The sequence below is a fragment of the Pseudomonas sp. FW305-25 genome, from assembly GCF_017351415.1.
GTDB classification, from domain to species: domain Bacteria; phylum Pseudomonadota; class Gammaproteobacteria; order Pseudomonadales; family Pseudomonadaceae; genus Aquipseudomonas; species Aquipseudomonas chlororaphis.
On record NZ_JACNDE010000006.1, the window covers coordinates 85,869 to 112,555 of the forward strand.

Below are 26,687 nucleotides of genomic sequence, written 5' to 3' on the forward strand. Positions count from 1 at the left end.
CATGGACACCGAGCACATTGTCCTGTTGGGCCTGATCGCTGCTTCGCTGCTGTTGCGCGCGCTGGTGGCGTTCTATTACCGCGATGCGCAGCGGGTGCTGCGCCTGCTCAAGCTGATACCGCGCCTGGAGGGGCGACGGGAGCAGTACTACCGCCCGCTGGATACCTGGTTCGCGCCGTTGCCCTTTGTCTGGACGTGGCTGGATATAGTCGCCGCAGTGCAGGCGGCGTCGATCTACTCGTCGCCGCTGGCCTGGCTGGCCGTGCTGCTATGGAGCGGCGGGCGCATGCGCGCGTTGCAGGAGTTCGGGCACAACGCGGTGCACTTTGCCCTGTGTCGCCACCATGCCTGGCAGTGGTGGCTGAGCAACGTGTTCTACCAGTTCCCGATGTTCAAGCGCGACATGCGCAGCCGGCACCAGACCCACACCCTGGAACACCATCGCCACCCCAACCATCCGCAACTCGACCCCAACCGCGCCCGGGTGCATGCCGGCGGCTATGTGGCGGGCCTGTCGCCCAGCGGTTTCTATGCGCTGTTGCTATACCCGCTGACCCCCCGCGGGGCCTGGGTCAATCTCACCACCCTGGCGCGCAGCAGCCTGCTCAACCACTCACGCCTGACCACCCTGGTGCGCTGCCTGAGCGTGGCGGCGGTGGCGGCGTTGCTGTACGCCTTCGGTGGCTGGAAAGGCGTGTTGTTCGGCTGGTTGCTGCCGTTGCTGACGTCCTATCCGGTCTTTGCCTGGATCTCGCTGCTGACCGAGCACCGCTGGTTCATCGAGGGCACCGCGCGCAATCGCCGCGAGCTGGAATACCTGGCGGGCCGGCCCACCGATTACTTCGGGGTTTCCGGCTGGCTGGTGCGGGTATTCATCGCCCCGACGTCCGACGCCTATCACCTGGCGCATTCCCTGTACCCCGGCGTGCGCTGGAACTACCTGCCGGCGATCGACCGGCACCTGAAGATCCACGAACCGCGCTACAGCAGCAACGCCAGCGAAGGGCTGCTGTTGCCTCGCGGCAATGCGCCCACGGCCCTGTCCGAACTCTATGAGCGCCTGGTGTGCACCGAACACGAACCGTCCCCCCTGAAGTCGAGAGGTAGCCTGTGACCCATTCCACTCCAACCCAGCACGTTCAACGTATCGGCATCATCGGCGGCAGCGGCCTGCAACAGCTGCCTGGCCTGCAGGACATTCAGCAAGTGGAATGCACGACCGCCTTCGGCACGCCGTCGTCGCCGCTCACCCTGGGCACGCTCAATGGCGTGCCCGTGGCCTTTGTCCAACGGCATGGCGTGGGGCATGTGATTCCGCCGGCCTCGATCAATGCCCGGGCCAACATCGCCGCGCTGCGCAGTGTCGGTTGCACGCAATTGCTGTCGGTCAGCGCGGTGGGCAGCCTGACCCACGACGCGCCTCCCGGCAGCTTTGTGCTGATCGACCAGTACATCGACCGCACCATCCAGCGGGAAAAAACCTTTTTCGGCCCCGGGCTGGTCGGCCATGTGCCCTTTGGCGAGCCGGTCTGCGCGCGTATGCGTGGCGTGCTCGCCGAGAGTGCCGAGGCCACTGATATCCAGGCGCGCAACGGCGGCACCTACGTGGTCATGGAAGGCCCGCAGTTCTCCACCCGCGCCGAGTCCCACCTGTACCGCCAGTGGGGCGGCACGGTGATCGGTATGACTGCGATGCCCGAAGCCAAGCTGGCCCGCGAGGCCGAGCTTTGCTACGCGATGATTGCCATTCCGACCGATTTCGACTGCTGGCACGAATCCCACGAGCCGGTGAACGCCACCCTGGTGGCGCAACGCATGGCGGACACCTTCAACCTGACCCGGCGCCTGGTGACCGAAGCCGTGACCCGCCTGGGTCGGCATGCCGGTGCCTGCCCCTGCGGTTGCGACCACGCCCTGGACACCGCGGTGATGACCGCGCCCGAGCACCGGGACCCGCGCATGGTCGAGCGTCTGTTGAGCGTTGCGCCCCATGCCACTCATCTCTCTGCGAGCAAGGAATAAAGCGATGAACCAGGCCATCTCCACCAAGGACCGGGTGCGGATCCATCAGGTCGAAGTGCTTTCGGACAATTGGTACGTGCTGCGCAAGACCACCTACGACTTCCAGGGCCGCGACGGGGTCTGGCGCACCCTGGACCGGGAAACCTACGACCGCGGCAATGGCGCCACCATCTTGCTGTACAGCAGGGCCAAGCAGACGGTGGTGCTGACCCGGCAGTTTCGCTTCCCGGCCTTCGTCAACGAACACGACGGCATGCTGATCGAAACCTGCGCCGGACTGCTGGACAAGGACGATGCACGGACCTGCATCCACAAGGAGACGGAGGAGGAAACCGGCTATCGCATCCGTGAGGTGCGCAAGGTGTTCGAAGCCTTCATGAGCCCGGGGTCGGTCACCGAGCGCCTGCACTTTTTCGTCGGCGAATATTTCGATGAAGACAAGCAGGGCGAGGGCGGCGGCCTGGAACACGAGGGCGAAGAGATCGAAGTACTGGAGCTGCCGATCGACCGGGCCCTGGCAATGATCGACAGCGGCGAGATCTGCGACGGCAAGACCATCATGCTGCTGCAGTACGCCAAGCTGCATCGGCTGCTGGAGGTCGCCGCCGATGACTGAACTCAACGCCATCAGCTCGATGGAAAACGCCGAGCTGGCCGAATTCATCGCCGGCATCAGCCAGCACATCGGCATGCCGGTGCGCCTGACCCGTTGTTCCACCTCGGAGCTGATCGAGCGCCTGCACAGTGGCAGCGCCGGGGCCTGGGACCTGTTGCTGGGCACGGCGGCCACCGCCTTGCTCGACCCGGCCCTGGCCTGGCAACTGATGCCGCTGACCGACATCGAATTCGCCGGCCTGCCGGACGCCGCGGTGGCCACGGATCGCCGCTGGTTCGCGGCATCGGGTTTTGTCCCGGCCTTCTGTTATGACCCCAAGGTCCTGGCCCGCGAGGGCCTGGCGGTGCCGACTAGCTGGCAGGACCTGACAGGCCCCGAATGGGCCGGGCGCATCGCCTTGCCCGATCCCGCGCGCTCCGGTGCCGGTTACCTGCACCTCAGCGCGTTGCTCGAACATTACGGCGAACCCGCCTGGGCGCTGCTGGCCCAGGTGGCCGGGCACGGCCCTGCGATCAGCGGCTCCTCCACGGCGCCGATCGAGGCCGTCGTGCAGGGGCAGGCCTGGCTGGGGGTGACGGTGTCGACCGCGGCCACCCGCGCCGCCGAACAGCATCCGCAGCTGCGCTGGTGCGTGCCCGAAGATGCGCGCTGTTATGAGGACGAGGTGTTCGCCTGCCGGGCCGGTTCGCCCAACGCCGCCTATGCGCAGCAGGCGCTGCAATGGATGCTCACCCCGGCCGCGGCGCAGATCAGCCAGCGCTATGGCAAGGTCGTGCCGGGCCAGGCTCACCCGGTCGGCGCACTGCAACCGCTGCCGGCCTTGCAGGCCAGTCGCGACAAGGCGGCGCGCTGTCGGCATTGGCAGGCGCTGTTCAGCCGGGAGACGGCTCATGGCTGAAGCCGCGCGAGATTCCAGTCAAGCGCTCAGCCGCCAGGAGCAGGTCCGCGAGGCGCGCCCGTGGTTTCTTTACCTGCTGTTCGGGCTGTTCGGCGCCCAGCAAGGGTTGCTCGGGCCGATCATGCCGTTCCTGCGCGACACCCTGGCCCTCGACCTCGGTTGGGCCGGCCTGCATTTCGCCGCCTATGCCGCCGGCCTGGCGCTGGTCGGCTGGCCCTATCGCTGGCTGGAACGACGGCTGCGCTCGACGAGCATGAGCACCATTGCCTGCCTCTCGGTGGTTATTGCCAGCAGCCTGTTCGCCCTTGCCGGACACTGGTCGCTGAGCTTGCTCGCCGCCGGGGCGATGGGCCTGTCGGGCGGATTTGTACTGGCGGTAGGGCAGGCGGCCCTGGGCGAGCGTTATCGCGAACAGGCCGCGCCGAGGCTGGTGGAGGCGCACATCGTCGCGGGGTTGTGCGTGCTCGGCGGCGCCCTGCTGGTGGGTGGCATGACCGGCCTGGGCCTGTCCTGGCGCCTGGTGCCAAGCAGCATCGCCGCCGTCGCGCTGCTGGTGACCTTGCTCTCGCGGAGCGCCTGGAACGCCCCGGCAATACTCGCCGCCACCGATCAAGCCCGCGAGAGCGGGCAGACCCTCATGACCCGGCGGGTGCAACTGAGCCTGTGGGCCTTGGTGCTGCTGGGTATTTCCGCGGAATGGGGCGTCGGTTTCTGGGGCGCGGAATACCTGGCCGTGCATGTCCAGGTCAGCGCCTCGGCCGCGGCCACGCTGATGAGCCTGTATTTTGCCGGTACGGTGTGCGGGCGCCTGGCCAGCCGTTATGCGTTGATCCGCATCAGCCCGTTGCCGCTGCTGGTCGGCGTGATGCTCGGGGCCATCGCCACCCTGGTGCTGCTGTACTTCAGCCAGACCCGGCTGCCGACGGCCTTGTTCATCTTTGTCCTGGGCGCCTGCCTGGGCAATTTCTTCCCGCTGATCCTCGGTTCGGCGATGCGCATCGCGCCCCAGGCCAGCTCGGCCATCAGCGCCCAGGCCTCGCAGGCGGTGGGCGTGGCGCTGCTGCTGGCGCCTTTCCTGCTGGGCTTGCTGTCCTTGCGGATCGGTGTCGAAGCGGCTTTCAGCCTGTTGATCGTCTATCCCTTTCTCATGCTGCCGATCGCCCGCGGTCTGCATTTTTCCGGAGCACGCCCTTGAAGCTTTCTGCCCTGTTGTTCGATCTCGATGGCACCCTCATCGACACCGATGACCTGCACCTCAACGCCTACAACCAGTTGCTGTCGCGCTGGGGGAAATCCATGAGCCTGGATTACTACAAGGCCCACGTGATGGGCTTTCCCGACGACATGATTTTCTCCGGCCTGTTTCCCCATGCCCCTGCGGCGCAGTACCCGGAGCTGGCGGCGCAGAAGGAGGCCATGTTCCGCGCCCAGCTGCGCGAGACCACGCCGGTGCCTGGCGTATTGCGTACCCTGGATTATGCCCAGGCGGCCGGTATCCCCATGGCGGTGGTGACCAACGCGCCTAGGGAAAACGCCGAAGCCATGCTCCAGGGCCTGGGGATTGCCGAGCGCTTCGATGCGCTGGTGATCGGCGGTGAGCTGGCGCGCGGCAAGCCCGACCCGCTGCCTTACCTGACGGCCTTGCGCTTGCTGGACACGAGCGCCGATCAAGCGCTGGCCTTCGAGGACTCGCTGGCCGGCGTGCGTTCCGCGGCAGCGGCGGGCATCCACACCTTTGGCATGCTCTCGGGCCTGGAGGAAACTCAGCTTCGCGAGGCGGGTGCGCGGAGTATCATCCGGGACTTCAACGATGAGGCCTTGTGGCAGCGACTCCAGGTCCCTGCCTGAGCCCGGGCGGTCCATGCGGGACGGTGCCGGGGCAGGGCGCCGTACTGCGAGGACTGCCATGGACCGATTCCAGGAAATGCAGGTGTTCATCAGCGTCGCCCAGGAGCAGGGCTTCGCGGCCGCGGCTCGGCGCCTGGGGCTGTCCGCGCCCAGCGTGACCCGCGCGGTGGCGGCGCTGGAGCAGCGTATCGGCACCCAGCTGCTGACCCGCACCACGCGCAATGTGCTGCTGACGGAAGCCGGCCAGCGTTACCTGGAAGACAGCCGGCGCATCCTCGCTGAGTTGCAGGACGCCGAGGCCTCGGCCGCCGGCATCCATGCCCTCCCGCGCGGACAACTGACGATCACCGCTCCGGTGCTGTTCGGCGAGCTGTTCGTGACCCCGCTGATGGTGGATTACCTGGAACGCTTTCCCGAGGTCAGCATCAATGCCCTGCTGGTCGACCGGGTGGTGAGCATGGTCGAGGAGGGCATGGACGTCGCGGTGCGCATCGGCGAGTTACCCGACAGCGGCCAGCACGCGATGCGCGTCGGCGAAGTGCGGCGGGTCATTTGTGCTTCCCCGGCATTTCTGACGCGGCATGGCCGACCACGGCATCCCCAGGAACTGCGCCAGGCGCCGGTGATTGCGCCGTCGTCCATCGGCCAGTCCAGAAGCTGGCTGTTCGACGATAACGGAACACCCTTGAATATTCGTCCGGAGCCGCGGCTGGTGGTCACCGCCAACCAGGCGGCGATCAGTGCCGCGTGCCTGGGGCTGGGCCTGACCCGGGTGCTGTCGTACCAGGTCGCGGGCAAGGTGGCGGCCGGCGAGCTGGAGATTATCCTGGCGGAGTTCGAACTGGCGCCGCTGCCGATCCATGTGGTGTATCAGGGCGGGCGCAAGGCCCCGGCGCGGGTGCGCAGTTTCGTCGATTTCGCGGTGCAGGCGCTGCGCGGACACCCGGCGTTGCAACCGTAGCGCGGATTATTACGCTGGCTGAAATGATGGATTGTGTTTTCTGGTGATTCTGTTGTTTTGACCCGAGAGGGAAGATGGCGTCCGTCAGTGCCGCTCTTGTGAGCCGCACCCCTGCCCAGCGGAGTCTGCCATGCACGCCATCAAGCTCTACAGCTTCCCCCGTTCCGGTCATGCCCATCGTGTCGAACTGATGTTGTCGCTGCTGGGGCTGCCTTTCGAGCTGGTCTTCGTCGATCTGGCGAAAGGCGAGCACAAGCAGGCGGACTTCCTGGCGCTGAACCCCTTTGGCCAGGTGCCGGTGATCGACGACCAGGGCGTGATACTGGCCGACTCCAACGCGATCCTGGTGTACCTGGCGCGCAAATATGGCCAGGGTCGCTGGCTGCCTGAGGATCCGCTGGGCGCGGCACGAGTCCAGCGCTGGTTGTCGGCGGCGGCGGGGCCGATTGCGTTCGGCCCGGCGGTGGCGCGGCTGATCACCGTATTCGGCGCCCAGCGCAACGCCGAGGAGGCCATTACCCGCTCTCATGCGTTGCTCAAGGTGGTCGAGCAGGAACTGACGGCCAGCCCCTACCTGGCGGGCAGCGAACCGACCATCGCCGATATCGCCGGCTACAGCTACATCGCCCACGCCCCCGAGGGCAATGTGTCGCTGGCGGATTATCCACAGGTCCGCGCCTGGCTGGCGCGCATCGAAGCCTTGCCTGGCTTCGTCGGCATGCCGCGCACCGCGGTGGGCCTGCAAAGCGCCTGAATCTGGCGGCCCGGCACCCTCCGGGCCCGCTGACTGCTGCGTCATCGACGCAGGGGAGCCCCATCATGAACATCGAATCCCCCTGGCATGCAGGCGAAACCCGCCTGCAAGCCCAGGCAGGCGTTGCCGAGCGCATGGACGTCGTCGGGCGCAAGGTGATCCGCAGCGAGATGCCCGACCAGCACCGGCAGTTTTATCAACAGCTGCCGTTCATGCTGCTCGGGGCTGTGGATAACCAGGGCAACCCCTGGGCCAGCGTGCTCGAAGGGGCCATCGGTTTCGCCCACTCGCCAACCCCCGGGCGGCTAAGGCTCGACAGCCTGCCCGCCGCCGAAGATCCCGCCCGGCTGACGCCGGGCGCGGCCATCGGCCTGCTGGGCATCGAGCTGCACACCCGGCGGCGCAACCGCCTCAACGGGCGGATCGTCGAGCTGGACGACAGCGGTTTTGCCCTGGGCGTCGAGCAGTCCTTCGGCAACTGCCCGCGCTACATCCAGTTGCGACAGTTCGAGTCGGTGCCGCTGGCCGCGCACCGGCCGGTGCAGCGCCTGAACGCGCTGGATGAAGCGGCGAGGGCGATGATCCGGGGCGCCGATACGTTTTTCGTCGCCAGTTACGTGGAGCTCGAGGGACGGCTCTGGGTCGATGTGTCCCACCGCGGCGGCCCGGCCGGTTTCGTGCGGGTCGAGGGCAACCGCCTGAGCATTCCGGATTTCGCCGGTAACCTGCACTTCAACACCCTGGGCAACCTGCTGCTCAACCCCCGCGCCGGCCTGCTGTTCATCGACTTCAGCCGCGGCGACCTGCTGCAGCTCAGCGGCCGCACTGAAGTCGTGCTCGACGACCCGCAGATCGCCACCTTCCCAGGCGCCGAGCGCCTGTGGCGCTTCGAGGTCGAGCAACTGGTGCGCCGGCCCGCGGCGCTGGCCTTGCGCTGGCGTCCGACGTAAAAAATCGCAGGAGCGAGGCTTGCCCGCGATAGGGCCGTGGCTGACCCACCACGGTGTTTGCATCGCGAGCAAGCTTCGCTCCTACAGGTGTTGCGGCGTTCAGGAAAATGTAGGAGCGAGCTGGGTCAGGCGTAGGACAGGGCTTTTTCCTCCAGCAACTCCTGATACAGCTCGCTCCACCTTTGGCCCATCTGGTCGGCGGTGAACAGTTGCCGGTAACGGGCCTCGGCCTTGAGGCCCATCTGCGCGGCCTGTTCCGGGTTGTCCCAGAGCTGGCGCATGGCGGCGCGGAAGGCCAGGGGATCGCTGGGCGGCACCACCAGGCCGGTTTCGCCATGGATATTGATGTAGCTGGTGCCGGTGCCGATCTCGCTGGAAATCATCGGTTTGCCGTACATCGCGCCTTCGAGTAGCGAGATGCCGAACGCCTCGGAGCGCAGGTGCGAGGGGAAGACGATGGCATAGCTCAGTTGCAGCAGGGCCACCTTGTCTTCATCCCCCAGGCGGCCGAGGAAATGCAGGTTGCGCAGGCCCAGCGCCGCGGCCTGGGCATGCAGTTCGGCCTCCAGCGGGCCGGCGCCGACGATCACCACCGGGTAGTCCACGTCCTTGAGGGCATCGAGCAGGATGTGCAGGCCCTTGTAGTAACGCATCACCCCGACGAACAGGAAAAAACGCTCGCCCAGGCGCTGGCGCCACTGGGCCATGCGTTCGGCGTCGGGCTGTGGATAACCAGCCTTGTTCAGGCCGTAGGGGATGACCCGGGTCTTGTCCGGGAACTGTTGCAGCACATCGCTGGTGTGCAGGTAGTTCGGCGACGCGGCGACGATCCGGTCGACGCTGTGCAGGAAGCGGTTCATCAATGGCCGGTACAGCTTGAGCAGGTGGCGCTGGCGGATGATGTCGGAGTGATAGGTGGCCACGCAGGGCTTGTTCATGCCACTCATGAAATGCACCAGGTCCATGAACGGCCAGGGGAAGTGATAGTTGACCACGTCGGCTTCGGCGGCCATTTCGCGAAACTGCTTGAACACGCTGTAGGAAAAGCCGGTGGAGGCGAACTGTATGTCGAGCTTGGCCCGGTGCACCTCATGCTGACCGAGCTTCAGTACCGCGGGTTGCGGGTCGGCGCTCAGGGTCAGGACCTGGCCTTCGATACCCTGTTGGGCGCCGCTTTCGCATAGCTGGAAGATGACCTGTTCGATACCGCCGACCGAGTCAGGCAAATAGGTTTTGAAGAAATGTAGGACACGCATTCAGCCTCCTATAGCCTGACGGTAGGTACGTGCGGTGATCTGTGCGCAGTGCCTCCAGGAAAACAGCCCGGCTTTTTGCAAACCCGCTTCGCGGCATGCCTGCCAATGGGGCTCATCGTCAATCAAGCGAAGCATAGTGTTGCTCAAGCCGTGCACATCGCCAGGCTCGACATAATTGCCCGCTACCCCCGCGACTTCCGGCATCGCCGAACGCCGCGTCACGACCACCGGTGTGCCACTGGCCATGGCTTCCAGGACCGGAAGACCGAAGCCTTCGTACAGCGATGGAAAGATCAGCGCCCTGGCTCCGGCTACCAGCTGTGCCACCTGTTCGTCCAGCAGGTAGCCCAACAGTCGTACATGGCCGCTGGCCAAGGCCTTTTGCAGGGTGTCGCTGAACTGCCCTTGCTCCCAACCCGCCATGCCGACGATCAGCAACGGATAACGCTGGCGCAGCGCTGGCGGCAGCAGTTCGTGGGCTTGCAGGGCCTGGGACAGGTTCTTGCGTGGCTCCAGCGTGCCGACGCACAGGAAGTAGCCTTGAGGCTGCAGGCCATGGGCCGCGAGACTGTGTTCTAGCTCGGTATGCTCACGAGGATGGAAGCGCGGGGCGACGCCCAGGGGCGCCACGACAAAACGATCGCGCGGCAGGCTGAAATAATCCTGGGCTTCATCGGCGATGAACTGCGAGTCTGTCAGGATCAGCCGCGCCTGTTCCACACCCGCACCAAGGCGCCGCTCGATTTCCTTCAAGCGTGCCGGCGGCTGAGTCGAGGGGTAATGCAGGTGAGTCAGGTCATGCAGGGTCATCACGGTCGGGCCTTCGAACTCCAGCGGCCACAAGCTGGGTTCGTGGTAAAGGTCGATCGCCTCATGCTGTCCCTGGTCGAAACGTCGCTGTTCCAGCCAGCGCCTGGCCTGGTAGGCCCCGGGGATCTGTCGCAGCCAAGGCGCCAGTCGGGAATAACCTGGCATGGCGGCCGCCGGCAGTTCGGGGCTCCAGCCCCAACCATGGAACAGCGAGAGCTCCAGTCCCTGCTCGGTGACCAGGGCCGAGGCCAGTTCCGCTACGTAATGGCCGATACCGGTGCGCGGCGACTGGAGAATGCGCGCGTTAAGGGCTATCCGCATCGTGCGTCTCCATGACCGTGGGGGCGTGGTTCCTGTGGAACACAATGCGTTCAACCAGCTGGGTACTGGCTTCTCGCCAACCCAGCCAGCGCCAGTCATCGACAGGGCGGGCGGCGGGAAACACACCGCTGGTTTCCTGCTGGATAACCAGCTTGGCCAGGCTCTGCGGATCGTTCAGGTCGAAATAGGCCATGAACTCGCCGCCGATTTCGCGAAATACCGGGATGTCGCTGCCCATGGCGGGCAGGCCGCGCTGCATGGCTTCCACCAGGGGCAGGCCGAACCCTTCGACATAGGAGGGGAACACCAGCGCCGTCGCCTTGGAATAGGCGTACTCCAGGCTGTTGTCGTCCAGTGAATTGAACATGAACAGGCGCCGGTTCAACTCCGGGTGCCGGCGAATCCGTTCGATCAGCGCCTCGCACTTCCAGCCGATGCGCCCGGCGATACACAGGCGGGCCTGGGACCCACTGGCCCAGACACGCTCGAAGGCGTCGAGCAGGAAACCATGGTTTTTACGTGGTTCGATGGTGCTGACCATCAGGAATACCGCTGCCTGGCCCTTGAACAGCTGGGCCAGATCCGGGTTGATCCGAGCGTTTTTGCTGCACTGATCCAGTTCCGAGCCCAGGTGGAAATAGTCGAACCAGCGCTGTGCCACCTGCTGGTGCCCGACCCGGCGGAGCATCTCTTCGCGAACCTGGTCGCGTATGGTCGCGGAAATGGCGATGTAGCCGTCGGCGGTGCGCGCTATCCAGTCGAACCAGTGGTTGAACACCCGGACCAGCCCGGCGTCGCAGAACTGCGGGTGGGTCAGGGGGATCAGGTCATAGACGACCGAGACGATACCTACGCCATCGCGCTTGAGCTGTTCGGCCAGGGGAAAGAAATCGGCGTGCCAGGACGAGTCCAGCAGCACCAGTTGATCGCCCGGTTGATGTTGCAGCGGTACACAGCGCTGGGGGATTTCCCGGGTGTCGAGGAACCGGTTGCACAGCCGCAACGGAATGCTGAAGCAGACCAGAGCGGTCAGGCGGCACGCCACATAGAGCAAGCGGCGCGCAAGGTAGGAATCGAAAGGTTTGCGTCGCTCCAGGGTGCGGTGACGCAGCCAGAAGACGTTGGCCATCTGTTCCAGGCGCACCCGCAGCCCCATCAGGTTCCAGCGCTCGGGTTTCAATGGCTTGAGGCTCAATACCCGGTAGAGCTTGTCCTTGAGCATGACCACCGGAATGCATTCCACCGAGGCATCGGCCGCGGGCAGTTCACGGATAACGTTGCGCACCACGCGCTGGATACCCGAGTTGGTCTCGGGGTGTTCGAACACATAGGTGCATTCAATCAACAGTCGGGTCATGGCGCCGCTCGCTGAGGCATTGACTGAGTGGACTTCGACGGTGAGCGAACAATGCTGGTCCGCGCCTGCAACCAGGAGCAGCCGACAAAGTCTTCCTGGCGGTTATTGATGACGTGGAAGACCAGGCCGTAGTCGCGCCATTCGAAGTTGCGATCCAGATGCGAATCCAGCCGCGACAGGCTCAGGGCCACCGAGTAGTTGCCCTTGCCCAGGCCCATGGTGAAGGCGAAGCGGAAGGTGACCTTTTCGCCGGCGCTCAAGTCGGTCAGGGCCTGGTCCAGGCGATGGGTGTTGATGCCATACATGGGCTGGCCGAGACGGTCCTTGATCATGAAGCCCAGCACCAGCCGTTCGATGTCCTGGCGCACCTCGACCTGTACTTCCAGCACCACCGGCTGGCCGACTTCGGCCATCTCGATCGAACGCTCGCGTTCGTCGCGCAGGTGCACGCTGAGGATCGCGGCTTCGCCGGTGCCGGAAATGGTCCGTACCTGGCCGTTGGCGAGCATTTCCTGGCGCACCGTCTGGCCTTCGCGTTCGGCGAGCATGGCGTTGTAGTAGTCCATCACCTCTTCCGGCTTGCCGTGCATGGCCACACGGCCCTGTTCGAGCAGGATCGCGGTGTCGCAGATCGACTGGATCGCCGAGCGGTCGTGGGACACGATCAGCAGGGTGGTGCCGGCGCGGCGGAAGCTGCGGATGCGCTCGAAACTCTTGTGCTGGAAGTAGGCGTCGCCCACCGACAACGCTTCGTCGACGATCAGGATGTCCGGGCGCCGGGCCGTGGCCACGCTGAACGCCAGGCGCATCTGCATGCCGCTCGAATAGGTGCGTACCGGATGATCGATGGCCTCGCCGATCTCGGCGAAGGCTTCGATTTCCGCCATCAGGGCCTGGATTTCCTCGACCTGCATGCCCAGCAGCTGGCCGGCCATGACTGCGTTCTGGCGCCCGGTGAAGTCCGGGTGGAAACCCATGCCCAGCTCCAGCAACGCCGCTACCCGACCCCGCAGGTGGATCTCGCCGCAGGTCGGCTGGGTGGTGCCGGTGATCATTTTCAGCAAGGTGCTTTTGCCGGCGCCGTTGACCCCGACTATGCCCACGGCCTGGCCCGGCTCGATCTCGAAATCGACGCCTTGCAGCACCCAGTGCAGGTGATGGCGCGGCCTGGAAAACGGAATCATCCATTCGAACAGCCGGCTCCAGCGGTTCGGGTACTGCTTATAGGCCTTGCCCAGGCCGGTGACGCGTATATGTCCCATCAGAGCTCATCCACCATTTCACCGACGCGCTGGCGGAAAAGCCGCAGCCCCATGCCACAGAACAGCAGGCTGATCACCAGCATCGGGGTCAGCGAACTCCATTGCGGCCACTGGTCGTACAGGAACAGGTTCTGGTAGCTGTGCATCAGCGCGGTCAGCGGGTTGAGCGCCAGCAGGCGCTGGATCGACTCGGGCAGGATGCTGATGGGGTAGACGATGGGGGTCAGCCAGAACCAGAACTGCAGGAAGATGCCGAAGAACTGCGCTACATCGCGGAAGAATACGTTCAGCACCCCGAGGATCATCCCCAGGCCGGTGCAGAACAGCACTTGCAACAGCAGCAGCGGGATCAGCGCCAGCAGCGCCAGGCCCGGCAGGCGCCCGGTGATCAGCAGGAAGCCGAGGAACAGGCCGAGGATGATCGCGAAGTTGATGCCGGCGTTGAGCAGCACGATCACCGGCAGGCAGATGCGCGGGAAGCTGATCTTCTTCAGCAGGTTGGCGTTCTCCAGGAACATGCTCTGGCTACGCAGGGTCAGCTCGGAAAACAGGCCCCAGGTCAGCAGCCCGGCACAGAGGTAGACGCTGTAGGCCAGGCCGTCCTCGACCCCCGGCAGGCGAGCGCGCATCACCTGGGAAAAGATCACCGTGTAGACGACGATCATCGACAGCGGGTTGAGCACGGTCCACAAGGCGCCGAACAGCGAGTTGCGATAACGCGCCTGGAACTCGCGCTGCACGCTGCCGAGGATGAAGCCCCGATAGCTGCGCAGCGAGCGGTACAGATTGAGCAGCATCAGGCTGTCCTGCCGTATTGGTCTTCGAAACGGACGATGTCGTCCTCGCCCAGGTATTCGCCGCTCTGCACTTCGATGATGACCAGGTCGATCACCCCCGGGTTCGCCAAGCGGTGCTTGTGCCCGGCGGCGATGAAGGTGGATTCGTTGCTGTTGACCAGATGCGAGCCGTCGCCGTTGTTGGTGACCATGGCCGTGCCCTTGACCACCACCCAGTGTTCGTTGCGATGGTGGTGCATCTGCAGCGACAGCGCCGCGCCCGGCTTGACCACAATGCGCTTGATCTTGAAGCCCGGGCCTTCCTCCAGCACGGTGTAGCTGCCCCAGGGGCGACTGACCGTGCGGTGCAGGCGATAGGATTCGTGGTTGCGATCCTTGAGCTGCCTGGCCACCTGGCGCACGTCCTGGGCGCGGTCGGCGTGGGCCACCAGAATGGCGTCGGCGGTCTCGACCACGATCAGGTTGTCGACGCCCACCGTGGCGATCATCCGGCCTTCGCTTTGCACGAAGTTGCCGTGGCTGTCGATGAACAGGGCTTCGCCAGTGGCGCGGTTGTCTTGGGCATCGGCGTCGACCAGGGCGCTGATCGCGCCCCAGGAGCCGATGTCGCTCCAGTCGAACCGGGCGGGCACGACCGCGACCTGGTCCGAGACTTCCATCAGCGCATAGTCGATGGAGATGTCCGGCATCCTGGCGAAATGCTCCGCGGACAATTCATGCTGGATGATGTTGCCGGTCTCCACCGGCGTGCTCGCGGCCAGGCAGGCGCGGCCCTGTTCCAGCAGCTCGGGGGCGTGCTGTCGCAGCTGCTCCAGCAGCGTGGCGACGGTGAAGCAGAACAGGCCCGAGTTCCACAGGAACCGGCCGCTTTCCAGGTAGCCCAGGGCAGTCTTCAGGTCGGGTTTTTCCACGAAGCGCAGCACCCTGGCGGCACCGTTATCGTCGAGGGCGTCGCCTGACTCGATATAACCGAAGCCGGTTTCCGGGGCGTTCGGCGTGACGCCGAAGGTGACCAGGTGCCCGGTTTCAGCCAGTTGCGCGGCGTGGACGACCGCGCTTTTGAAGGCTTCTTCGTTGCGGATCAGGTGGTCGGCCGGCATCACCACCATGGTCACTTGGTCGCCGTGCCGAGCCTGCAGGGCCAGGGCCGCGGCGGCGATGGCCGGAGCGGTGTTGCGGCCCGAGGGTTCGAGGATGAAATGCCCGTGATGCCGATCCAGCCTGGCGGCCAGGAAGTGATCCTTGCTTTGAAAGAAGTGGTCGCGGTTGGTCACCGTGACGATATCGCCGCTACCGGCCAGCAACCCGGCGGCGCGGCGGTAGGTCTTGCCCAGCAGGCTCTGGCCGTCGGGCAGGAGCATGAATGGCTTGGGATGACCTTCGCGCGAAACCGGCCACAACCGGGTCCCGGCACCACCGGAAAGAATCACTGGAATCAGCATGCCTTACTCCTTGGCGACGCGTTTCATGTCCGCATCCATCATCATGCGGATCAGGGTTTCCAGATGGGTCTTGGGTTTCCAGCCGAGCACCCGTTGGGCCTTGGCCGGGTTGCCCAACAGCACGTCGACTTCCGCGGGGCGGAAGAACGCCGGGTCGATTTTCACGTAGTCACGGTAGTTCAGGCCGACGTGTTCGAAGGCGATCTGGCACATCTCGCGCACGGTAGTGGTGACGCCGGTGGCCACCACGTAATCGTCGGCCTTGCCCTGTTGCAGCATCAGCCACATGGCTTCGACATAGTCGCCGGCGAATCCCCAGTCGCGCTTGGCGTCGATGTTGCCCAGGCGCAGCTCCTGCTGCTTGCCCTGTTTGATCCGGGCGGCGGCGTCGGTGACCTTGCGGGTCACGAACTCGATGCCGCGCAGGGGCGATTCGTGGTTGAACAGGATGCCGCTGCTGGCGTGCAGGCCGAAGCTCTCGCGGTAGTTCACGGTGATCCAGTGCCCATAGAGCTTGGCCACGCCGTAGGGGCTGCGCGGGTAGAACGGGGTATTTTCGTCCTGCTGCTCGGCCTGGATCAGGCCGAACATTTCGCTGGTGGAGGCCTGGTAAAAGCGGGTGTGCGGGCTGAACTGGCGGATCGCCTCGAGCAAGTGGGTCACGCCCAGCCCGTCGACGATACCGGTGGTCACCGGCTGGTCCCAGGAGGCGGCGACAAAGCTTTGCGCCGCCAGGTTGTAGAGTTCGTCGGGCGCCGCCTTGATCACCGCCCGTTGCACGGAGCAGGCGTCGGCCATGTCGCCATCCAGGTAGCGGATCTCGCCCTCGATGCCCATCTCACGCAAGCGCCAGCGCGAGTCGCTGCTGCGTCGCGCCACCAGTCCGTGAACCTGATAGCCCTTGTCCAGCAGCAACTTGGCCAGATAGGCGCCGTCCTGCCCCGTGATCCCTGTGATCAGTGCACTTTTTGTCATTCTTGTAGTACCCGTGACTCCCAGTCGGACAGGATCGCCCGCAGGGATTGTTTTATTGTGGTTTCGGGCGTCCATCCGGTGACTGCTTGCAGCCTGGCGTGACTGCCACAGACGCGACGCTGTTCTGCCCGTCGCAGACGGGCGGGGTCCTGAACCAGCTCCATTTCGACCTGAGCGATGTCCGCCAACTGCTGGATCAGGCCGCGGATGCTGTGCTCCTGGCCGGAACAGATGTTGTAGACCTGGCCCGGCACGCCACTGCGCAACAGGGCGAGGTAAGCGTTCACCACGTCAGCGACATCGAGGAAGTCGCGAGTGACGTCGATATCGCCGACTTCCAGCCTCGGAGCCTGCAGGCCGAGCTTGATCCGGGCGATCTGGCGCGCGGCGCTGGCGACGGCGAAGCTGCCCAACTGCCCGGTACCGATATGGTTGAACGGCCTGGCCACCATCACGGGCCAGCCTTCGCTCATGCCCCACTGCAGGCACAAGAGTTCGGCCGAGACCTTGCTCACTGCATAAGGATTGCGTGGGGAGGGGGGCTGGCGCTCGTCGATGGGCAGGTCGTTTTCCCTGACCTGGCCGTAGACGTCACCGGAGCTGACATACAGGAAGGTGCCGCTGAAGCCGCGGGCTTTCAGCGCTTGTAACAGGTTGAGGGTGCCCAGCAGGTTGATCTGCAAGGTCCGGGCAGGATCGCGGAAGGCTTCGGGGACGAAGGTCTGGCCAGCCAGGTGAATCACCGCATCCGGTAACTCGGGCCACAGGTCTTGCAGGCTTTGCGGTTGGGTCAGGTCGAAGGGCGGCGCGGGCAACAGTTCCCAGCCGGAATCGGCAGCGCCCAGGCGGGATCGCAGATGGTGTCCCACAAATCCATTCAGGCCCGTTACAAACAGACGCTTTTTCAAGCAGCAGCCTCTTTAGACGGAGGCTTCGGCAATATTTGGACACATAATTCATGTGAGAAATACGAAAACTCTGCTATTTCCCCCGGGCCTTTCTATTGACGAAGCTTGTTGTAGTTGTTTGGCGCTCAATCTGTGCCAATTGCTTTGGAATTTCAACAGGTCCTACCGTGACCGGTAAGTTCTCGTTTTCCAGCATAGGAAAAATCTTGTCGGGAGGTTCCCGAATCTTCAATGGATGTGTTTAGAATGCCCCTCGTCTCGACCCCAAAGCGATCAGAATGGCTGTCTCGCAGCCATGCAAAACTGACCAATAGAACAAGAACGTAGACGGGCATGAGAACGATGGATGCACGCCCACAACACAGGCGTGGCGCCATGGCTCTACCGTCATTGTGTGAAGGTGCCAGGACGGCGGCTTCATCGTGAGATGCCATGAATTTCATTCTTTATTCGGATGTTAACGACGGCTCCATCAGCCAGAGCCTCGGGCGTCCGGAATACAGCTATTACTTCGTGCTCAAGGCCTATCGCCCGGTGCTGGAAAGCCTTGGGCGCGTGCATGTGGTGCAGACGCCGGCCGAGGTCGACCGGCTGTATCACGAGCTGCGACTCAAGGGCGAAGACTGCCTGTTTCTTTCGTTCACCCCACCCCAGAAAACCCCGGTCGACCTGGACTGCCCGACCCTGTGCGTGGTGGCCTGGGAGTTCGACTCGATCCCCCACGAATACTGGGATAACGACCCGCACCAGGACTGGAGCCGCACCCTTGGCCGCCATGGCCGGGTGATCACCCTGTCCAGCCATACGGCCCGTGCGGTGCGTCGGGTGCTGGGTGAGCATTTTCCGGTGCTGGTGCTGCCTACCCCGTTGTGGGAGCGCTTCGACGGCGTCCGCGGGCAATACCCCAATGTGCCGGTCAACGCCGGCACCACCCTGCAGATCAAGGGCTGCATCATCGACAGCCGGGCCCTGGGACTTTCCGCCGACGGCCTGATCGCGCCGGTGCTGGATGAGGCGCCGCCGCCTCCCGCTCCCGTCGAGGCCGAAATCGTCGAAGCCCCACCGCTGACCGTCAGGCGCCGGCTGTTCATCGCCAAGCACTATCTGCGCGAATGGTATCGGGCGCTGGCCGGCGGCGAATGGCGCCGGCCGCTGTTCATCAGCAAGCACTATGTTCGCGAATGCTACCGCGAGGGGTTGCGCGACCGGGTTCCCGAGCGCCTGCGGGCGCTGATGGCGAAATCGAGACCGGAGCACGCGGCAGCGCTGCCCATCGTCCTGCCGGTACCCGCGCCTGAGCCGGAACACCCCCAGGCCGTCCTCCCGGCCACCGACCGGCAGGTGGAGTTCCAGGTCGATGGCGTGGTCTATGTCAGCGTGTTCAACCCCGATGACGGTCGCAAGAACTGGCATCAACTGATTACCGCGTTCTGCTGGGCGATGCGCGACACCGAAGACGCCACCCTGGTGTTGAAGATGACCCAGAACGACCTGTCGACCTATTACGTCGAAATGCTGACCCTGCTGTCGCAGCTGTCACCGTTCAGCTGTCGGGTGGTGGCCATGCACGGCTATCTGGACGACGAGCAATTCGCAAGGCTGTACGGCGCGGCCAGTTTCTACGTCAACGCCTCGCGGTGCGAAGGCCTGTGCCTGCCGCTGATGGAGTTCATGGCCTGCGGCAAGCCGGTGATCGCGCCGCTGCACACGGCCATGCTCGATTACATCGACGAGGACGTGGCCTTCGTCGTCAAGTCCAGCCAGGAGCCGGCGATCTGGCCGCAGGACTCGCGCATCCTGTTTCGCACCCTGCGCCACCGCCCGGATTGGGGCTCGTTGAAAACCGCCTACCAGGACAGTTACCGCATGGCCAAGGAAAACCCCGCGGGGTACCAGTCGATGTCCCTGGCCGCGGCCCGGCGCATGCAGGAGTACAGCAGCTTCGCCAGCGTCCAGGGGCGCCTGCGGGAGTTCTTCGCCCTGACCCCGCTGACCGAGGCCGACGGCGCGTCCTCCCTGGCCGTGGCGGGTAACGCCTGATGCTGATCCTCATCCATTCGGAAACCAACAAGAGCAACATCCAGCAGAACCTGGGCCGTCCCGAATACAGCTACTACTTCGTGCTCAAGGAGTTCCGGCCGGTGCTGGAACGCCTGGGCCAGGTGCTGGAGGTCAGCAACCCCGACGAGCTGGTGGACCGCCTGTATTTCGACTGCCAGAGCCGCGGCGAGGCGTGCATCTTCCTATCGTTCTCGCCGCCCCATCGCACGCCCAACCATTACGCTTGCCCGACCATCCCGGTGTTCGCCTGGGAGTTCAGCACCATTCCCACCGAAAGCTGGCAGGGCGAGCCGCGCCATGACTGGCGGCTGGTCCTGGGCACCGCGGGCGCGGCGATCACCCACTCCAGCTTTACCGTGCGAGCGGTGCGCGAGGTGATGGGCGAGGACTACCCGATCTGTGCGATCCCGGCCCCGGTCTGGGATCGCTTCGCCCGCCGTGGCGAGCAACTGGGCAAGCAGCCACGGGCGTCCCGGGTGACCCTCAACCTGCACGGGCTGCTGCTCGACAGCCGGACCCTGGACCTGAGTGCCTACGGCCCGGGCACGCTGCGCGAAGGCATGCCGCTGGCGCTCGATGCCACGGCCCGCGACTGCCAGCTGCTGCTCGACGGGGTGATCTACACCTCGGTGTTCAACCCCTACGACGGGCGCAAGAACTGGCAGGACATGATCAGCGCGTTCTGCACCACCTTTCGCGACTGTGCCGACGCCACCCTGGTGCTGAAACTGACCCACCACGATATCGGCAACGCGCTGGCCGACATGCTGCACCACCTCTACAAGAACCAGTCCTACCAGTGCCGGATCGTGCTGATCCACGGCTTTTTGTCCGACCCGGACTACGAGCGACTGGTGGAGGCCACCCGCTATGTGGTCAATTCCTCGTTCGGCGAAGGGCAGTGCCTGCCGCTGATGGAATTCATGTCCTGCGGCAAGCCGGCGGTGGCGCCGTGCAACACCGCGATGGCCGACTACATCGACCACGACAACACCTTCATCGTCGATTCCACCGACGAACTGACCGCCTGGCCCCACGATCCGCGGGCCGCCTACCGGACCCTGCGCTACATCACCAACTGGGACTCGCTGTGCTCGGCCTATCGCGCCAGCTACGACGTCGCCCTGCAGGACCCGGAGCGTTATGCACGGATGTCGACCCATGCGATCGACAGCCTGCGGCGTTTCTGTAGCCAGGCCACGGCCGAACAGCGCCTGGGCGAGTTCTTCCAGCAGGTGCTGGAGCGGCGCAAGGCGCCCGCCACCCCCGGGCTTCCCGCGTGATGCGGGCGTTTCTGCGGCGTTTGCGCAGGGGCGCGCCGTTGCCTGCGCCGCTGCTGGCCGAAGCGCCCAGGCCCGCGGTTTCTCCCCGCGATTGCGGCTTGCGCGACGCCATGCTCGATGGCTGGTTCCGTTCCGAAACCGGCGAGCTGCTCAAGGGCTTTGCCATCAGCGCCGACGACACCCTGCTCGATGTCGGCTGTGGCGAAGGCGTGGCGACGTTGTTCGCCATGCGCCAGGGCGCTTCGGTGATTTTCACCGACAGCGAGTTCGACAAGGTGCGCGACCTGGCCCGACAAGTCGCCGAGCAATCGGACGTGCCCGCCCTGGGGCTGGTCAGCAACAGCCTGCCGTTGCCGCTGGCCCAGGGCTGCGCCAGCAAAGTGGTGTGCATGGAAGTGCTGGAGCACATCGAACAGCCCGCGCCGTTTCTCGCCGAGCTGGTGCGCATGGGCCGTCCCGGCGCGCAGTACCTGATCAGCGTTCCGGACCCGGTGGGCGAGCATTTGCAGAAGGGCATCGCGCCGCCCGGCTACTACCGTGCGCCGAACCATGTGCAGGTGTTTTCCCGCGAAGGCTTTGGCCAGATGATCGAGGACGCCGGGCTGGTCATCGAACATCGGCAGGCCACGGGCTTTTTCTGGGTCATGGGCATGATCTTTTTCTGGGCCAGCGAACGGGCCGCCGGACGCGAGCCGCCGGGCGCCGTGCGCGACCGCATCCAGGCGCCGTACCCGGCGCTGATGGAAGGCTGGGCGCGGACCTGGGAGGAGCTGCTGGCGCAACCCGACGGGCTGGCGATCAAGCAGGTGCTCGATGGCTTCATGCCGAAAAGCCAGGTCATCATCGCCCGCAAGCCGCTGCCCGGCGCCGTGGCTGAGCTGTCTTGAACGACAAGCGGATCATGGACATCGAGCTGCTGCGGGGCATCGCGGTGCTGGGCGTGGTGTTCCATCATCTGCAAGGCAATCTGTTTCGCGAGGGGCAAGCCTGGTTGGGCAGCGTCGCCGCCTACGGGCAGTTCTGGTGGGGCGTGGACCTGTTCTTCGCCATCTCCGGTTTTGTCATCGCCCGCAGCCTGGTCCCGCAGCTGCGCGCCTGCACCAGCGCCGCGCAGTGCTGGCAACGGACCCGCGACTTCTGGATTCGCCGCGCCTTCCGCCTGCTGCCCTCGGCCTGGTTGTGGCTGCTGCTGATGTTGCTGGCGAGCCTGTTCCTCAATCGTTCGGGAGCCTTCGGCAGCCTGCACGCCAACCTCTGGGCCACGGTTGCCGGCCTGTTGCAATTCGCCAATTTCCGTTTCGCCGACAGCTTTTTCCACTATGAGTACGGCGCCAGTTTCGTCTACTGGAGCCTGTCGCTGGAGGAGCAGTTCTACCTGTTGCTGCCGCTGCTGGTGCTGTTGTGTCGCAGGTACCTGGTCTGGGTGTTGCTGGCGCTGGTGGTTGTGCAGGTCCTGACCCTGCGCTCGGCGCTGCTGATGGTCATCCGGACCGACGCCATGGCCCTGGGCGTGTTGCTGGCGCTGTGGACAGCCCGATCCAGCTACCGGCACTGGGAACCGAAGTGGTTGGGTCGGCATCCGGGGCTCGGCCCGTTGCTGCTGATCCTGTGCGGCCTGGGCATGGGTTGGCTGGCTACCGATGGTTTCCATGCCACCTTTTACCGGGTGGGCGCCCTGGCCGTGCTCTGCGCGCTGCTGGTGTGGGTCGCTTCCTACAACCGCGACTACCTGTTGCCCCGCGGCCTGCTGAAAAGCCTGCTGGCCTGGGTCGGCAGTCGTTCCTACGGGATCTACCTGATCCATATCCCGGTGTTTCTGCTGGTCCGCGAAGCCTGGTTCCGCCTGGCGCCCCTGGGCACGACCGGGCTGAACGACCAGCCGCTGCTGGCGCTGGCCTGCGCCCTGGGCCTGCTGCTGTTGCTGAGTGAACTCAACTACCGTGTCATCGAGTTGCCCCTGCGCAATCGGGGCGCCGAGCTGGTGCAACGCCTGGGCACATCCCGTTCTCCCGTTCCTTCCACTGGAGTCACTTCATGCTGAGCCTTCTGAAAAAACTCACGGCGAGCGCTCCTGCGGCCGTAGCGCCCGACGCACCGCCGCCGGCCAAGGTCGATCCGTACATGCTGGGCCTGCAGGACGCCATGCTCAGCGGCTGGTTCAACCAGGAAAACGGCGAGCTGTTCACCGGCTTTCCGGTGACGGCCGAGGACACCCTGCTGGACGTTGGCTGTGGTGACGGCGGCAACGTGCATTACTGCGCGATGCGCGGGGCGAAGATCATCATTGCCGACATCGACGGGGCCAAGGTCGAGGCGACGCGCCAGCGCCTGAGCGATACGCCGGCCCGTGGCGTGGAATGCCATGTCACCGACTGCAACCCGCTGCCGATTGCCGACGGCACCGCCAGCCGGGTGGTGTCCACTGAGGTTATCGAGCATGTGGACGATCCGGCGCAGTTTCTCTGCGAACTGGTGCGCGTCGGCCAGCCGGGCGCGCTGTACCTGTTGAGCGTGCCGCACCCGAGCTCCGAGGACCTGCAAAAGGACATCGCCGCGCCGGAGTATTTCCAGAAGCCCAACCATATCCGCATCATCAGCGAAGAGCAGTTCAAGCAGATGGTCGGCGACGCCGGGCTGGAGGTGCTCAGCCATAGCCAGTACGGCTTCTACTGGTCGATGTGGATGCTGCTGTTCTGGGAAGCCAAGGTCGAATTCAGCAACCCCGACCACCCGTTGCTCGACCAATGGGCGAACACCTGGCAGACCATCCTCAACTCGCCGCGCGGGGTGCAGATCAAGCACGCGCTGGACGCCGTGGTCGCCAAGAGCCAGGTCATCATCGCCCGCAAGCCAGCCTGAACCGGCCCCTGTAACCGCTGCCGAAGGCTGCGCAAGGCCGCAGGGCCTCCCGCGATCTTGCGACCTTGCGCGCCCTTCGGTCGCGATCGCAGCCTGCGGCAGCGGCTACAAAGGGCGGATCTGCGCAAATATCGACCAGGGTGGGCCTATGCAAATAACGGCAGGGGCGGGTTTGCGCAATAACCTCAGGCGCGGTCTTTTGTAGCCGCTGCCAAAGGCTCGGGCCGCGTTCGGACGATAAGGCCGCAGGCCTTCGGCGATCTTGTGGCCTTGCGCACCCTCGGCTGCGATCGCAGCCTGCGGCAGCGGCTACAGAGCTTCAGGCCTGTTGCACGAAAGTCAGGCGCACGGCGAAGCCGATCAGCAGGCTGCCGAACAGCCATTGCTGGACCCTCTGGGCGGCGCGGTTGTGCGCCAGCCAGCGGCCGATCCAGGCGCCGGCCAGGGCGTAGGCGCTGTCGAACAGCAACCCCACCAATACCAGCAGCAGACCGAGGCTGGCGAACTGCGCGGCCACGGGGCCGGCCTGCGGGTCGATGAACTGTGGCAGCAGCACCGAGCAGAACAGCAGCGCCTTGGGGTTGAGCAGGTTGGTCAGCAGGCCGCGACGGATCGCTTCGCGCCAGCGCAGGGCGCTCGCGGCCTCGCCATCCTGCAGGCTGGGCAGCAGGTTGGCCCGCAGGCACTGCACGCCGAGCCACAACAGGTACGCGGCCCCGCCCAGGCGCACCACCTCGAAGGTCCAGGGCGCGGCCTTGAACAGGGCGGCCAGGCCCAATGCCGCCAGTGCCACATGACAGCCCCGGGCAATCGCCAGGCCCACCGCAGTGGCCAGCGCCAGGCCCTTGCCCTGGCGGGCGCCGGTTTGCAGCAGGAGGATCATGTCGGGGCCGGGCAGCAGATAGACCACCGCCAATGCCAGGAAAAACATCCACAGTTGCGCCACCTTGCCACCCCCTTTCGTTGTCGATTCGGTAGGTAGAGTCTAGGGCCGAAGGGCAGGGCAGGTGCTTGCGTAGTCGGCCAGCAAGGAGGTGGAAATTGGCATAATCTTCCACCTGGACATGGAGTGACTATCGGAAAATGCCAAAAATGAAACTGGACGCCTACGACCGCAAGATTCTCGCCGCCCTGCAGCGCGACGGCCGCCTGAGCAACGTGCAACTGGCGGAGGAGATCGGCCTGTCTCCTTCACCCTGCCTGCGCCGGGTACGGATGCTGGAAGAAGCCGGGGTGATTCGCGGCTACCAGGCCAACCTCGATCGCGATGAAGTGGGCCTGGGGCTGACGGTGTTCGTCGGGGTCAAGGTCGAGCGGCACACCGACGAGCATTCCGAAGCCTTCCACAAGGCGGTGACGGCGCTGCCGGAGGTGCTTTCGGCGTTCCTGGTGTCCGGCGAGTCGGACTTCCTGCTGCAGGTGGTGGTGCCGGACCTGCGGGCCTATGACCGCTTTCTCACCGGCAGCCTGCTGAAACTGCCGGGCGTCAGCGATATCCGCAGCAACTTCGCGATCCACACGGTGAAAACCCCGGGCGCGCTGCCGCTGGGGCATTTGCCGACCTGACGCGATCATCTGTAGCCGCTGCCGAAGGCTGCGATCGCGACCGAAGGGCGCGCAAGTCTCAAGATCGCCGAGGCCCTTCGGGCCTTACGCAGCCTGCGGCAGCGGCTACAGGCTCTACATCTGCGTCGCCATCCCTTCCACATCCATCGCTGCCTGGCGCAACGCCTCGGAGCGGGTCGGGTGCGGGTGGCAGGTCAGGGCGATGTCTTCGGCCGAGGCGGAAAACTCCATGGCCACGCAGTACTCGCCGATCATTTCGCTGACGCTCGGTCCTACTAAATGCACGCCGAGGATTTCATCGGTCTGCGCGTCCGCCAGGACCTTGGCGAAACCTTCGGTCTCATGGTTGATCTTGGCCCGGCTGTTGGCCGTGAAAGGGAACTTACCGGCCTTGTAGGCCCGGCCCTCGGCCTTGAGCTGCTCTTCGGTCTTGCCGACGCTGGCCAGCTCCGGCTTGGTGTAGATCACACTGGGGATCAGGTTGTAATTCACTTCACCGGCCTTGCCGACGATCTGCTCGATGCAGGCCATGGCCTCGTCCTCGGCCTTGTGGGCGAGCATCGGCCCTGAGGTGACGTCGCCAATCACCCACACGCCGGGAGCCGCGGTGCGGTGCCGCTGGTTGGCGAGCATGCCGCGCGAGTCGGTGCTCAGGCCGACGTTCTCCAGGCCGAGGCCCTGGGTGTAGGGCCGGCGCCCGATGGCCACCAGCACATAGTCGGCTTCCAGCAGCTCCGCCGTGCCGCCCGCCGCCGGTTCGACGCTCAGTTGCACGCCGTGTTCCGAGGTGCTGGCGCTGCTGACCTTGGTGCCGAGCCTGAAGGCGATTCCCTGCTTGGCCAGGGCCCGTTGCAAGGTCTTGCCGGCTTCGCCATCGACACCGGGGCAGATGCGGTCCAGGTACTCGACCACCGTCACTTGTGCCCCCAGGCGCCGCCAGACCGAACCCAGCTCCAGGCCGATCACCCCGGCGCCGATCACCACCAGGTGCTGGGGCACCTCGCCGAGGGACAGCGCCCCGGTGGAGTCGAGGATGCGCCGGTTGTCGATCTCCACCCCGGGCAGCGGTGTCGGCTCGGAGCCGGTGGCGATCACGATGTCCTTGGCCTGCAACCGGGTCTTGGCCCCGGCGCTGTCGGTCACCGTGACCTGGCCCGGGCCGTCGATATGGCCCCAGCCCTTGATCCAGTCGACCTTGTTCTTGCGAAACAGGAACTCGATGCCCTTGGTCAGGCCGGCCACGCTGTCGTCCTTCTGCTTCATCATCTGGACGAGGTTGAGGCTGGGCTTGACCTCAATGCCCAGTTCGGCGAATTCCTTGCCCATGGCCGCGTCGTATAGCTCCGAGGCGTGTAGCAAGGCCTTGGACGGCATGCAGCCGACGTTCAGGCAGGTGCCGCCGAGGGTGGCGCGGCCCTCGACGCAGGCGGCCTTGAGGCCCAGCTGGCCGGCGCGAATGGCGGCGTTGTAGCCACCGGGACCACCACCGAGGATGACGACGTCGTAGCTGCTCATGGCTGTTCTCCTGCAATCGGAAAAGAAGGCTTTAAAGGTAGTTGAGCAAAAAATTATGACCGTAATATGAGCGCGCACAGTAACCTCGGTCAAGCACGCGATCGCGTCTTGCGTGGCGATTGCGTCTTCCTTGTAGGAGCGAAGCTTGCTCGCGAAAGCCGCGAAGCGGCGTGCCGTCAACCGGCACGCGTTATCGTTGGCGATCTTTTCGCGAGCAAGCTTCGCG

The 26,687-nt window shown here is 65.1% G+C and carries 25 protein-coding genes; 15 read left to right on the plus strand and 10 right to left on the minus strand.

Translation table 11 applies throughout. The annotated features are described in order from the left end of the window. Position 1: 1 nt before the first annotated feature. The 9 genes from J4E58_RS08280 to J4E58_RS08320 all read left to right on the plus strand — a co-directional run bounded on the left by J4E58_RS08280 (position 2) and on the right by J4E58_RS08320 (position 8,049). Positions 2–1,114: a fatty acid desaturase gene (locus tag J4E58_RS08280; RefSeq protein ID WP_087087349.1), complete on the plus strand. Its 1,113-nt coding sequence runs from the start codon at positions 2–4 to the stop codon at positions 1,112–1,114. After that, the gene (gene mtnP, locus J4E58_RS08285) at positions 1,111–2,022 is read left to right on the plus strand and encodes an S-methyl-5'-thioadenosine phosphorylase (protein ID WP_087087351.1); all 912 of its coding nucleotides are present in this window, start codon (positions 1,111–1,113) and stop codon (positions 2,020–2,022) included. The genes J4E58_RS08280 and mtnP overlap by 4 nt, the downstream gene beginning before the upstream one ends. Positions 2,023–2,026: 4 nt before the next feature. Continuing rightward, entirely contained in the window at positions 2,027–2,638 is a 612-nt protein-coding gene (nudK, locus tag J4E58_RS08290; protein WP_087087353.1) for a GDP-mannose pyrophosphatase NudK, read from the plus strand. Continuing rightward, a complete protein-coding gene (locus J4E58_RS08295) occupies positions 2,631–3,536 on the plus strand; it encodes an ABC transporter substrate-binding protein (RefSeq protein WP_087087355.1) in 906 nt (301 codons plus the stop codon). The genes nudK and J4E58_RS08295 overlap by 8 nt, the downstream gene beginning before the upstream one ends. After that, positions 3,529–4,731, plus strand: a complete 1,203-nt coding sequence (locus tag J4E58_RS08300) for a sugar MFS transporter (protein WP_087087357.1) — start codon at positions 3,529–3,531, stop codon at positions 4,729–4,731. The genes J4E58_RS08295 and J4E58_RS08300 overlap by 8 nt, the downstream gene beginning before the upstream one ends. Further along, on the plus strand, positions 4,728–5,384 hold the full coding sequence (locus J4E58_RS08305; RefSeq protein WP_087087359.1) for an HAD family phosphatase: 657 nt from the start codon (positions 4,728–4,730) through the stop codon (positions 5,382–5,384). The genes J4E58_RS08300 and J4E58_RS08305 overlap by 4 nt, the downstream gene beginning before the upstream one ends. Positions 5,385–5,442: 58 nt before the next feature. Beyond that, positions 5,443–6,345: a LysR family transcriptional regulator gene (locus tag J4E58_RS08310; RefSeq protein ID WP_087087361.1), complete on the plus strand. Its 903-nt coding sequence runs from the start codon at positions 5,443–5,445 to the stop codon at positions 6,343–6,345. 130 nt (positions 6,346–6,475) lie between these two features. Further along, positions 6,476–7,099: a glutathione S-transferase family protein gene (locus J4E58_RS08315; protein ID WP_087087363.1), complete on the plus strand. Its 624-nt coding sequence runs from the start codon at positions 6,476–6,478 to the stop codon at positions 7,097–7,099. Between the two features lie 65 nt (positions 7,100–7,164). Beyond that, positions 7,165–8,049 carry a pyridoxamine 5'-phosphate oxidase family protein gene (locus tag J4E58_RS08320; protein ID WP_087087365.1) on the plus strand — a complete coding sequence of 295 codons (885 nt, stop codon included), beginning with the start codon at positions 7,165–7,167 and terminating at the stop codon, positions 8,047–8,049. A gap of 125 nt (positions 8,050–8,174) precedes the next feature. Here the strand turns inward: J4E58_RS08320 and J4E58_RS08325 are convergent, their stop codons facing one another. The 8 genes from J4E58_RS08325 to J4E58_RS08360 are packed head-to-tail and all read right to left on the minus strand — an operon-like array spanning position 8,175 to position 17,177. Then, entirely contained in the window at positions 8,175–9,305 is a 1,131-nt protein-coding gene (locus tag J4E58_RS08325) for a glycosyltransferase family 4 protein (protein ID WP_087087367.1), read from the minus strand. Then, positions 9,306–10,436, minus strand: a complete 1,131-nt coding sequence (locus J4E58_RS08330) for a glycosyltransferase family 1 protein (protein WP_087087369.1) — start codon at positions 10,434–10,436, stop codon at positions 9,306–9,308. Further along, positions 10,420–11,793 carry a glycosyltransferase family 1 protein gene (locus tag J4E58_RS08335; RefSeq protein ID WP_087087371.1) on the minus strand — a complete coding sequence of 458 codons (1,374 nt, stop codon included), beginning with the start codon at positions 11,791–11,793 and terminating at the stop codon, positions 10,420–10,422. Before J4E58_RS08335 ends, J4E58_RS08330 begins: the two co-directional genes overlap by 17 nt. Continuing rightward, entirely contained in the window at positions 11,790–13,055 is a 1,266-nt protein-coding gene (locus J4E58_RS08340; protein WP_007924581.1) for an ABC transporter ATP-binding protein, read from the minus strand. The genes J4E58_RS08335 and J4E58_RS08340 overlap by 4 nt, the downstream gene beginning before the upstream one ends. Beyond that, positions 13,055–13,852, minus strand: a complete 798-nt coding sequence (locus tag J4E58_RS08345) for an ABC transporter permease (RefSeq protein ID WP_007924587.1) — start codon at positions 13,850–13,852, stop codon at positions 13,055–13,057. Before J4E58_RS08345 ends, J4E58_RS08340 begins: the two co-directional genes overlap by 1 nt. Further along, positions 13,852–15,294 (minus strand): mannose-1-phosphate guanylyltransferase/mannose-6-phosphate isomerase, encoded by a 1,443-nt coding sequence (locus J4E58_RS08350; RefSeq protein ID WP_087087373.1) that lies wholly within the window; start codon positions 15,292–15,294, stop codon positions 13,852–13,854. The genes J4E58_RS08345 and J4E58_RS08350 overlap by 1 nt, the downstream gene beginning before the upstream one ends. Positions 15,295–15,297: 3 nt before the next feature. Next, positions 15,298–16,269 (minus strand): GDP-mannose 4,6-dehydratase, encoded by a 972-nt coding sequence (gene gmd, locus J4E58_RS08355; RefSeq protein ID WP_007924592.1) that lies wholly within the window; start codon positions 16,267–16,269, stop codon positions 15,298–15,300. Next, positions 16,266–17,177: a GDP-mannose 4,6-dehydratase gene (locus J4E58_RS08360; protein WP_087087374.1), complete on the minus strand. Its 912-nt coding sequence runs from the start codon at positions 17,175–17,177 to the stop codon at positions 16,266–16,268. The genes gmd and J4E58_RS08360 overlap by 4 nt, the downstream gene beginning before the upstream one ends. A gap of 432 nt (positions 17,178–17,609) precedes the next feature. Between J4E58_RS08360 and J4E58_RS08365 the strand changes: the two genes are divergently transcribed. Genes J4E58_RS08365 through J4E58_RS08385 form a run of 5 tightly spaced genes read left to right on the plus strand, consistent with a single transcriptional unit; the run spans position 17,610 to position 23,380 of the window. Further along, on the plus strand, positions 17,610–19,217 hold the full coding sequence (locus tag J4E58_RS08365; protein ID WP_087087376.1) for a glycosyltransferase: 1,608 nt from the start codon (positions 17,610–17,612) through the stop codon (positions 19,215–19,217). Beyond that, a complete protein-coding gene (locus J4E58_RS08370; protein ID WP_087087378.1) occupies positions 19,217–20,521 on the plus strand; it encodes a glycosyltransferase in 1,305 nt (434 codons plus the stop codon). The genes J4E58_RS08365 and J4E58_RS08370 overlap by 1 nt, the downstream gene beginning before the upstream one ends. After that, the gene (locus tag J4E58_RS08375) at positions 20,518–21,408 is read left to right on the plus strand and encodes a methyltransferase domain-containing protein (RefSeq protein ID WP_370686788.1); all 891 of its coding nucleotides are present in this window, start codon (positions 20,518–20,520) and stop codon (positions 21,406–21,408) included. Before J4E58_RS08370 ends, J4E58_RS08375 begins: the two co-directional genes overlap by 4 nt. Continuing rightward, complete coding sequence (locus J4E58_RS08380) at positions 21,405–22,562, plus strand: acyltransferase (RefSeq protein ID WP_087087383.1); 1,158 nt, start codon at positions 21,405–21,407, stop codon at positions 22,560–22,562. Before J4E58_RS08375 ends, J4E58_RS08380 begins: the two co-directional genes overlap by 4 nt. Further along, entirely contained in the window at positions 22,556–23,380 is an 825-nt protein-coding gene (locus J4E58_RS08385) for a class I SAM-dependent methyltransferase (protein WP_087087385.1), read from the plus strand. Before J4E58_RS08380 ends, J4E58_RS08385 begins: the two co-directional genes overlap by 7 nt. Positions 23,381–23,699: 319 nt before the next feature. Here the strand turns inward: J4E58_RS08385 and J4E58_RS08390 are convergent, their stop codons facing one another. Further along, positions 23,700–24,326 carry a LysE family translocator gene (locus J4E58_RS08390; protein ID WP_087087387.1) on the minus strand — a complete coding sequence of 209 codons (627 nt, stop codon included), beginning with the start codon at positions 24,324–24,326 and terminating at the stop codon, positions 23,700–23,702. 146 nt (positions 24,327–24,472) lie between these two features. Between J4E58_RS08390 and J4E58_RS08395 the strand changes: the two genes are divergently transcribed. Further along, positions 24,473–24,946: an Lrp/AsnC family transcriptional regulator gene (locus tag J4E58_RS08395; protein ID WP_007927641.1), complete on the plus strand. Its 474-nt coding sequence runs from the start codon at positions 24,473–24,475 to the stop codon at positions 24,944–24,946. A gap of 114 nt (positions 24,947–25,060) precedes the next feature. Here J4E58_RS08395 and lpdA read toward each other — a convergent pair whose 3' ends face one another. Beyond that, positions 25,061–26,461 (minus strand): dihydrolipoyl dehydrogenase, encoded by a 1,401-nt coding sequence (gene lpdA / locus J4E58_RS08400; protein WP_087087390.1) that lies wholly within the window; start codon positions 26,459–26,461, stop codon positions 25,061–25,063. Positions 26,462–26,687: the final 226 nt, after the last annotated feature.

Coding starts and splice junctions, on each gene's coding strand:
- gmd (WP_007924592.1), bottom strand. CDS start 16,269: ATGACAAAAAGTGCACTGATCACAGGGATCACGGGGCAGGACGGCGCC.
- J4E58_RS08325 (WP_087087367.1), bottom strand. CDS start 9,305: ATGCGTGTCCTACATTTCTTCAAAACCTATTTGCCTGACTCGGTCGGC.
- J4E58_RS08295 (WP_087087355.1), top strand. CDS start 2,631: ATGACTGAACTCAACGCCATCAGCTCGATGGAAAACGCCGAGCTGGCC.
- J4E58_RS08365 (WP_087087376.1), top strand. CDS start 17,610: ATGAATTTCATTCTTTATTCGGATGTTAACGACGGCTCCATCAGCCAG.
- J4E58_RS08320 (WP_087087365.1), top strand. CDS start 7,165: ATGAACATCGAATCCCCCTGGCATGCAGGCGAAACCCGCCTGCAAGCC.
- J4E58_RS08335 (WP_087087371.1), bottom strand. CDS start 11,793: ATGACCCGACTGTTGATTGAATGCACCTATGTGTTCGAACACCCCGAG.
- J4E58_RS08300 (WP_087087357.1), top strand. CDS start 3,529: ATGGCTGAAGCCGCGCGAGATTCCAGTCAAGCGCTCAGCCGCCAGGAG.
- J4E58_RS08310 (WP_087087361.1), top strand. CDS start 5,443: ATGGACCGATTCCAGGAAATGCAGGTGTTCATCAGCGTCGCCCAGGAG.
- nudK (WP_087087353.1), top strand. CDS start 2,027: ATGAACCAGGCCATCTCCACCAAGGACCGGGTGCGGATCCATCAGGTC.
- lpdA (WP_087087390.1), bottom strand. CDS start 26,461: ATGAGCAGCTACGACGTCGTCATCCTCGGTGGTGGTCCCGGTGGCTAC.
- J4E58_RS08330 (WP_087087369.1), bottom strand. CDS start 10,436: ATGCGGATAGCCCTTAACGCGCGCATTCTCCAGTCGCCGCGCACCGGT.
- J4E58_RS08385 (WP_087087385.1), top strand. CDS start 22,556: ATGCTGAGCCTTCTGAAAAAACTCACGGCGAGCGCTCCTGCGGCCGTA.
- J4E58_RS08370 (WP_087087378.1), top strand. CDS start 19,217: ATGCTGATCCTCATCCATTCGGAAACCAACAAGAGCAACATCCAGCAG.
- J4E58_RS08345 (WP_007924587.1), bottom strand. CDS start 13,852: ATGCTGCTCAATCTGTACCGCTCGCTGCGCAGCTATCGGGGCTTCATC.
- J4E58_RS08395 (WP_007927641.1), top strand. CDS start 24,473: ATGAAACTGGACGCCTACGACCGCAAGATTCTCGCCGCCCTGCAGCGC.
- J4E58_RS08340 (WP_007924581.1), bottom strand. CDS start 13,055: ATGGGACATATACGCGTCACCGGCCTGGGCAAGGCCTATAAGCAGTAC.
- J4E58_RS08280 (WP_087087349.1), top strand. CDS start 2: ATGGACACCGAGCACATTGTCCTGTTGGGCCTGATCGCTGCTTCGCTG.
- J4E58_RS08315 (WP_087087363.1), top strand. CDS start 6,476: ATGCACGCCATCAAGCTCTACAGCTTCCCCCGTTCCGGTCATGCCCAT.
- J4E58_RS08350 (WP_087087373.1), bottom strand. CDS start 15,294: ATGCTGATTCCAGTGATTCTTTCCGGTGGTGCCGGGACCCGGTTGTGG.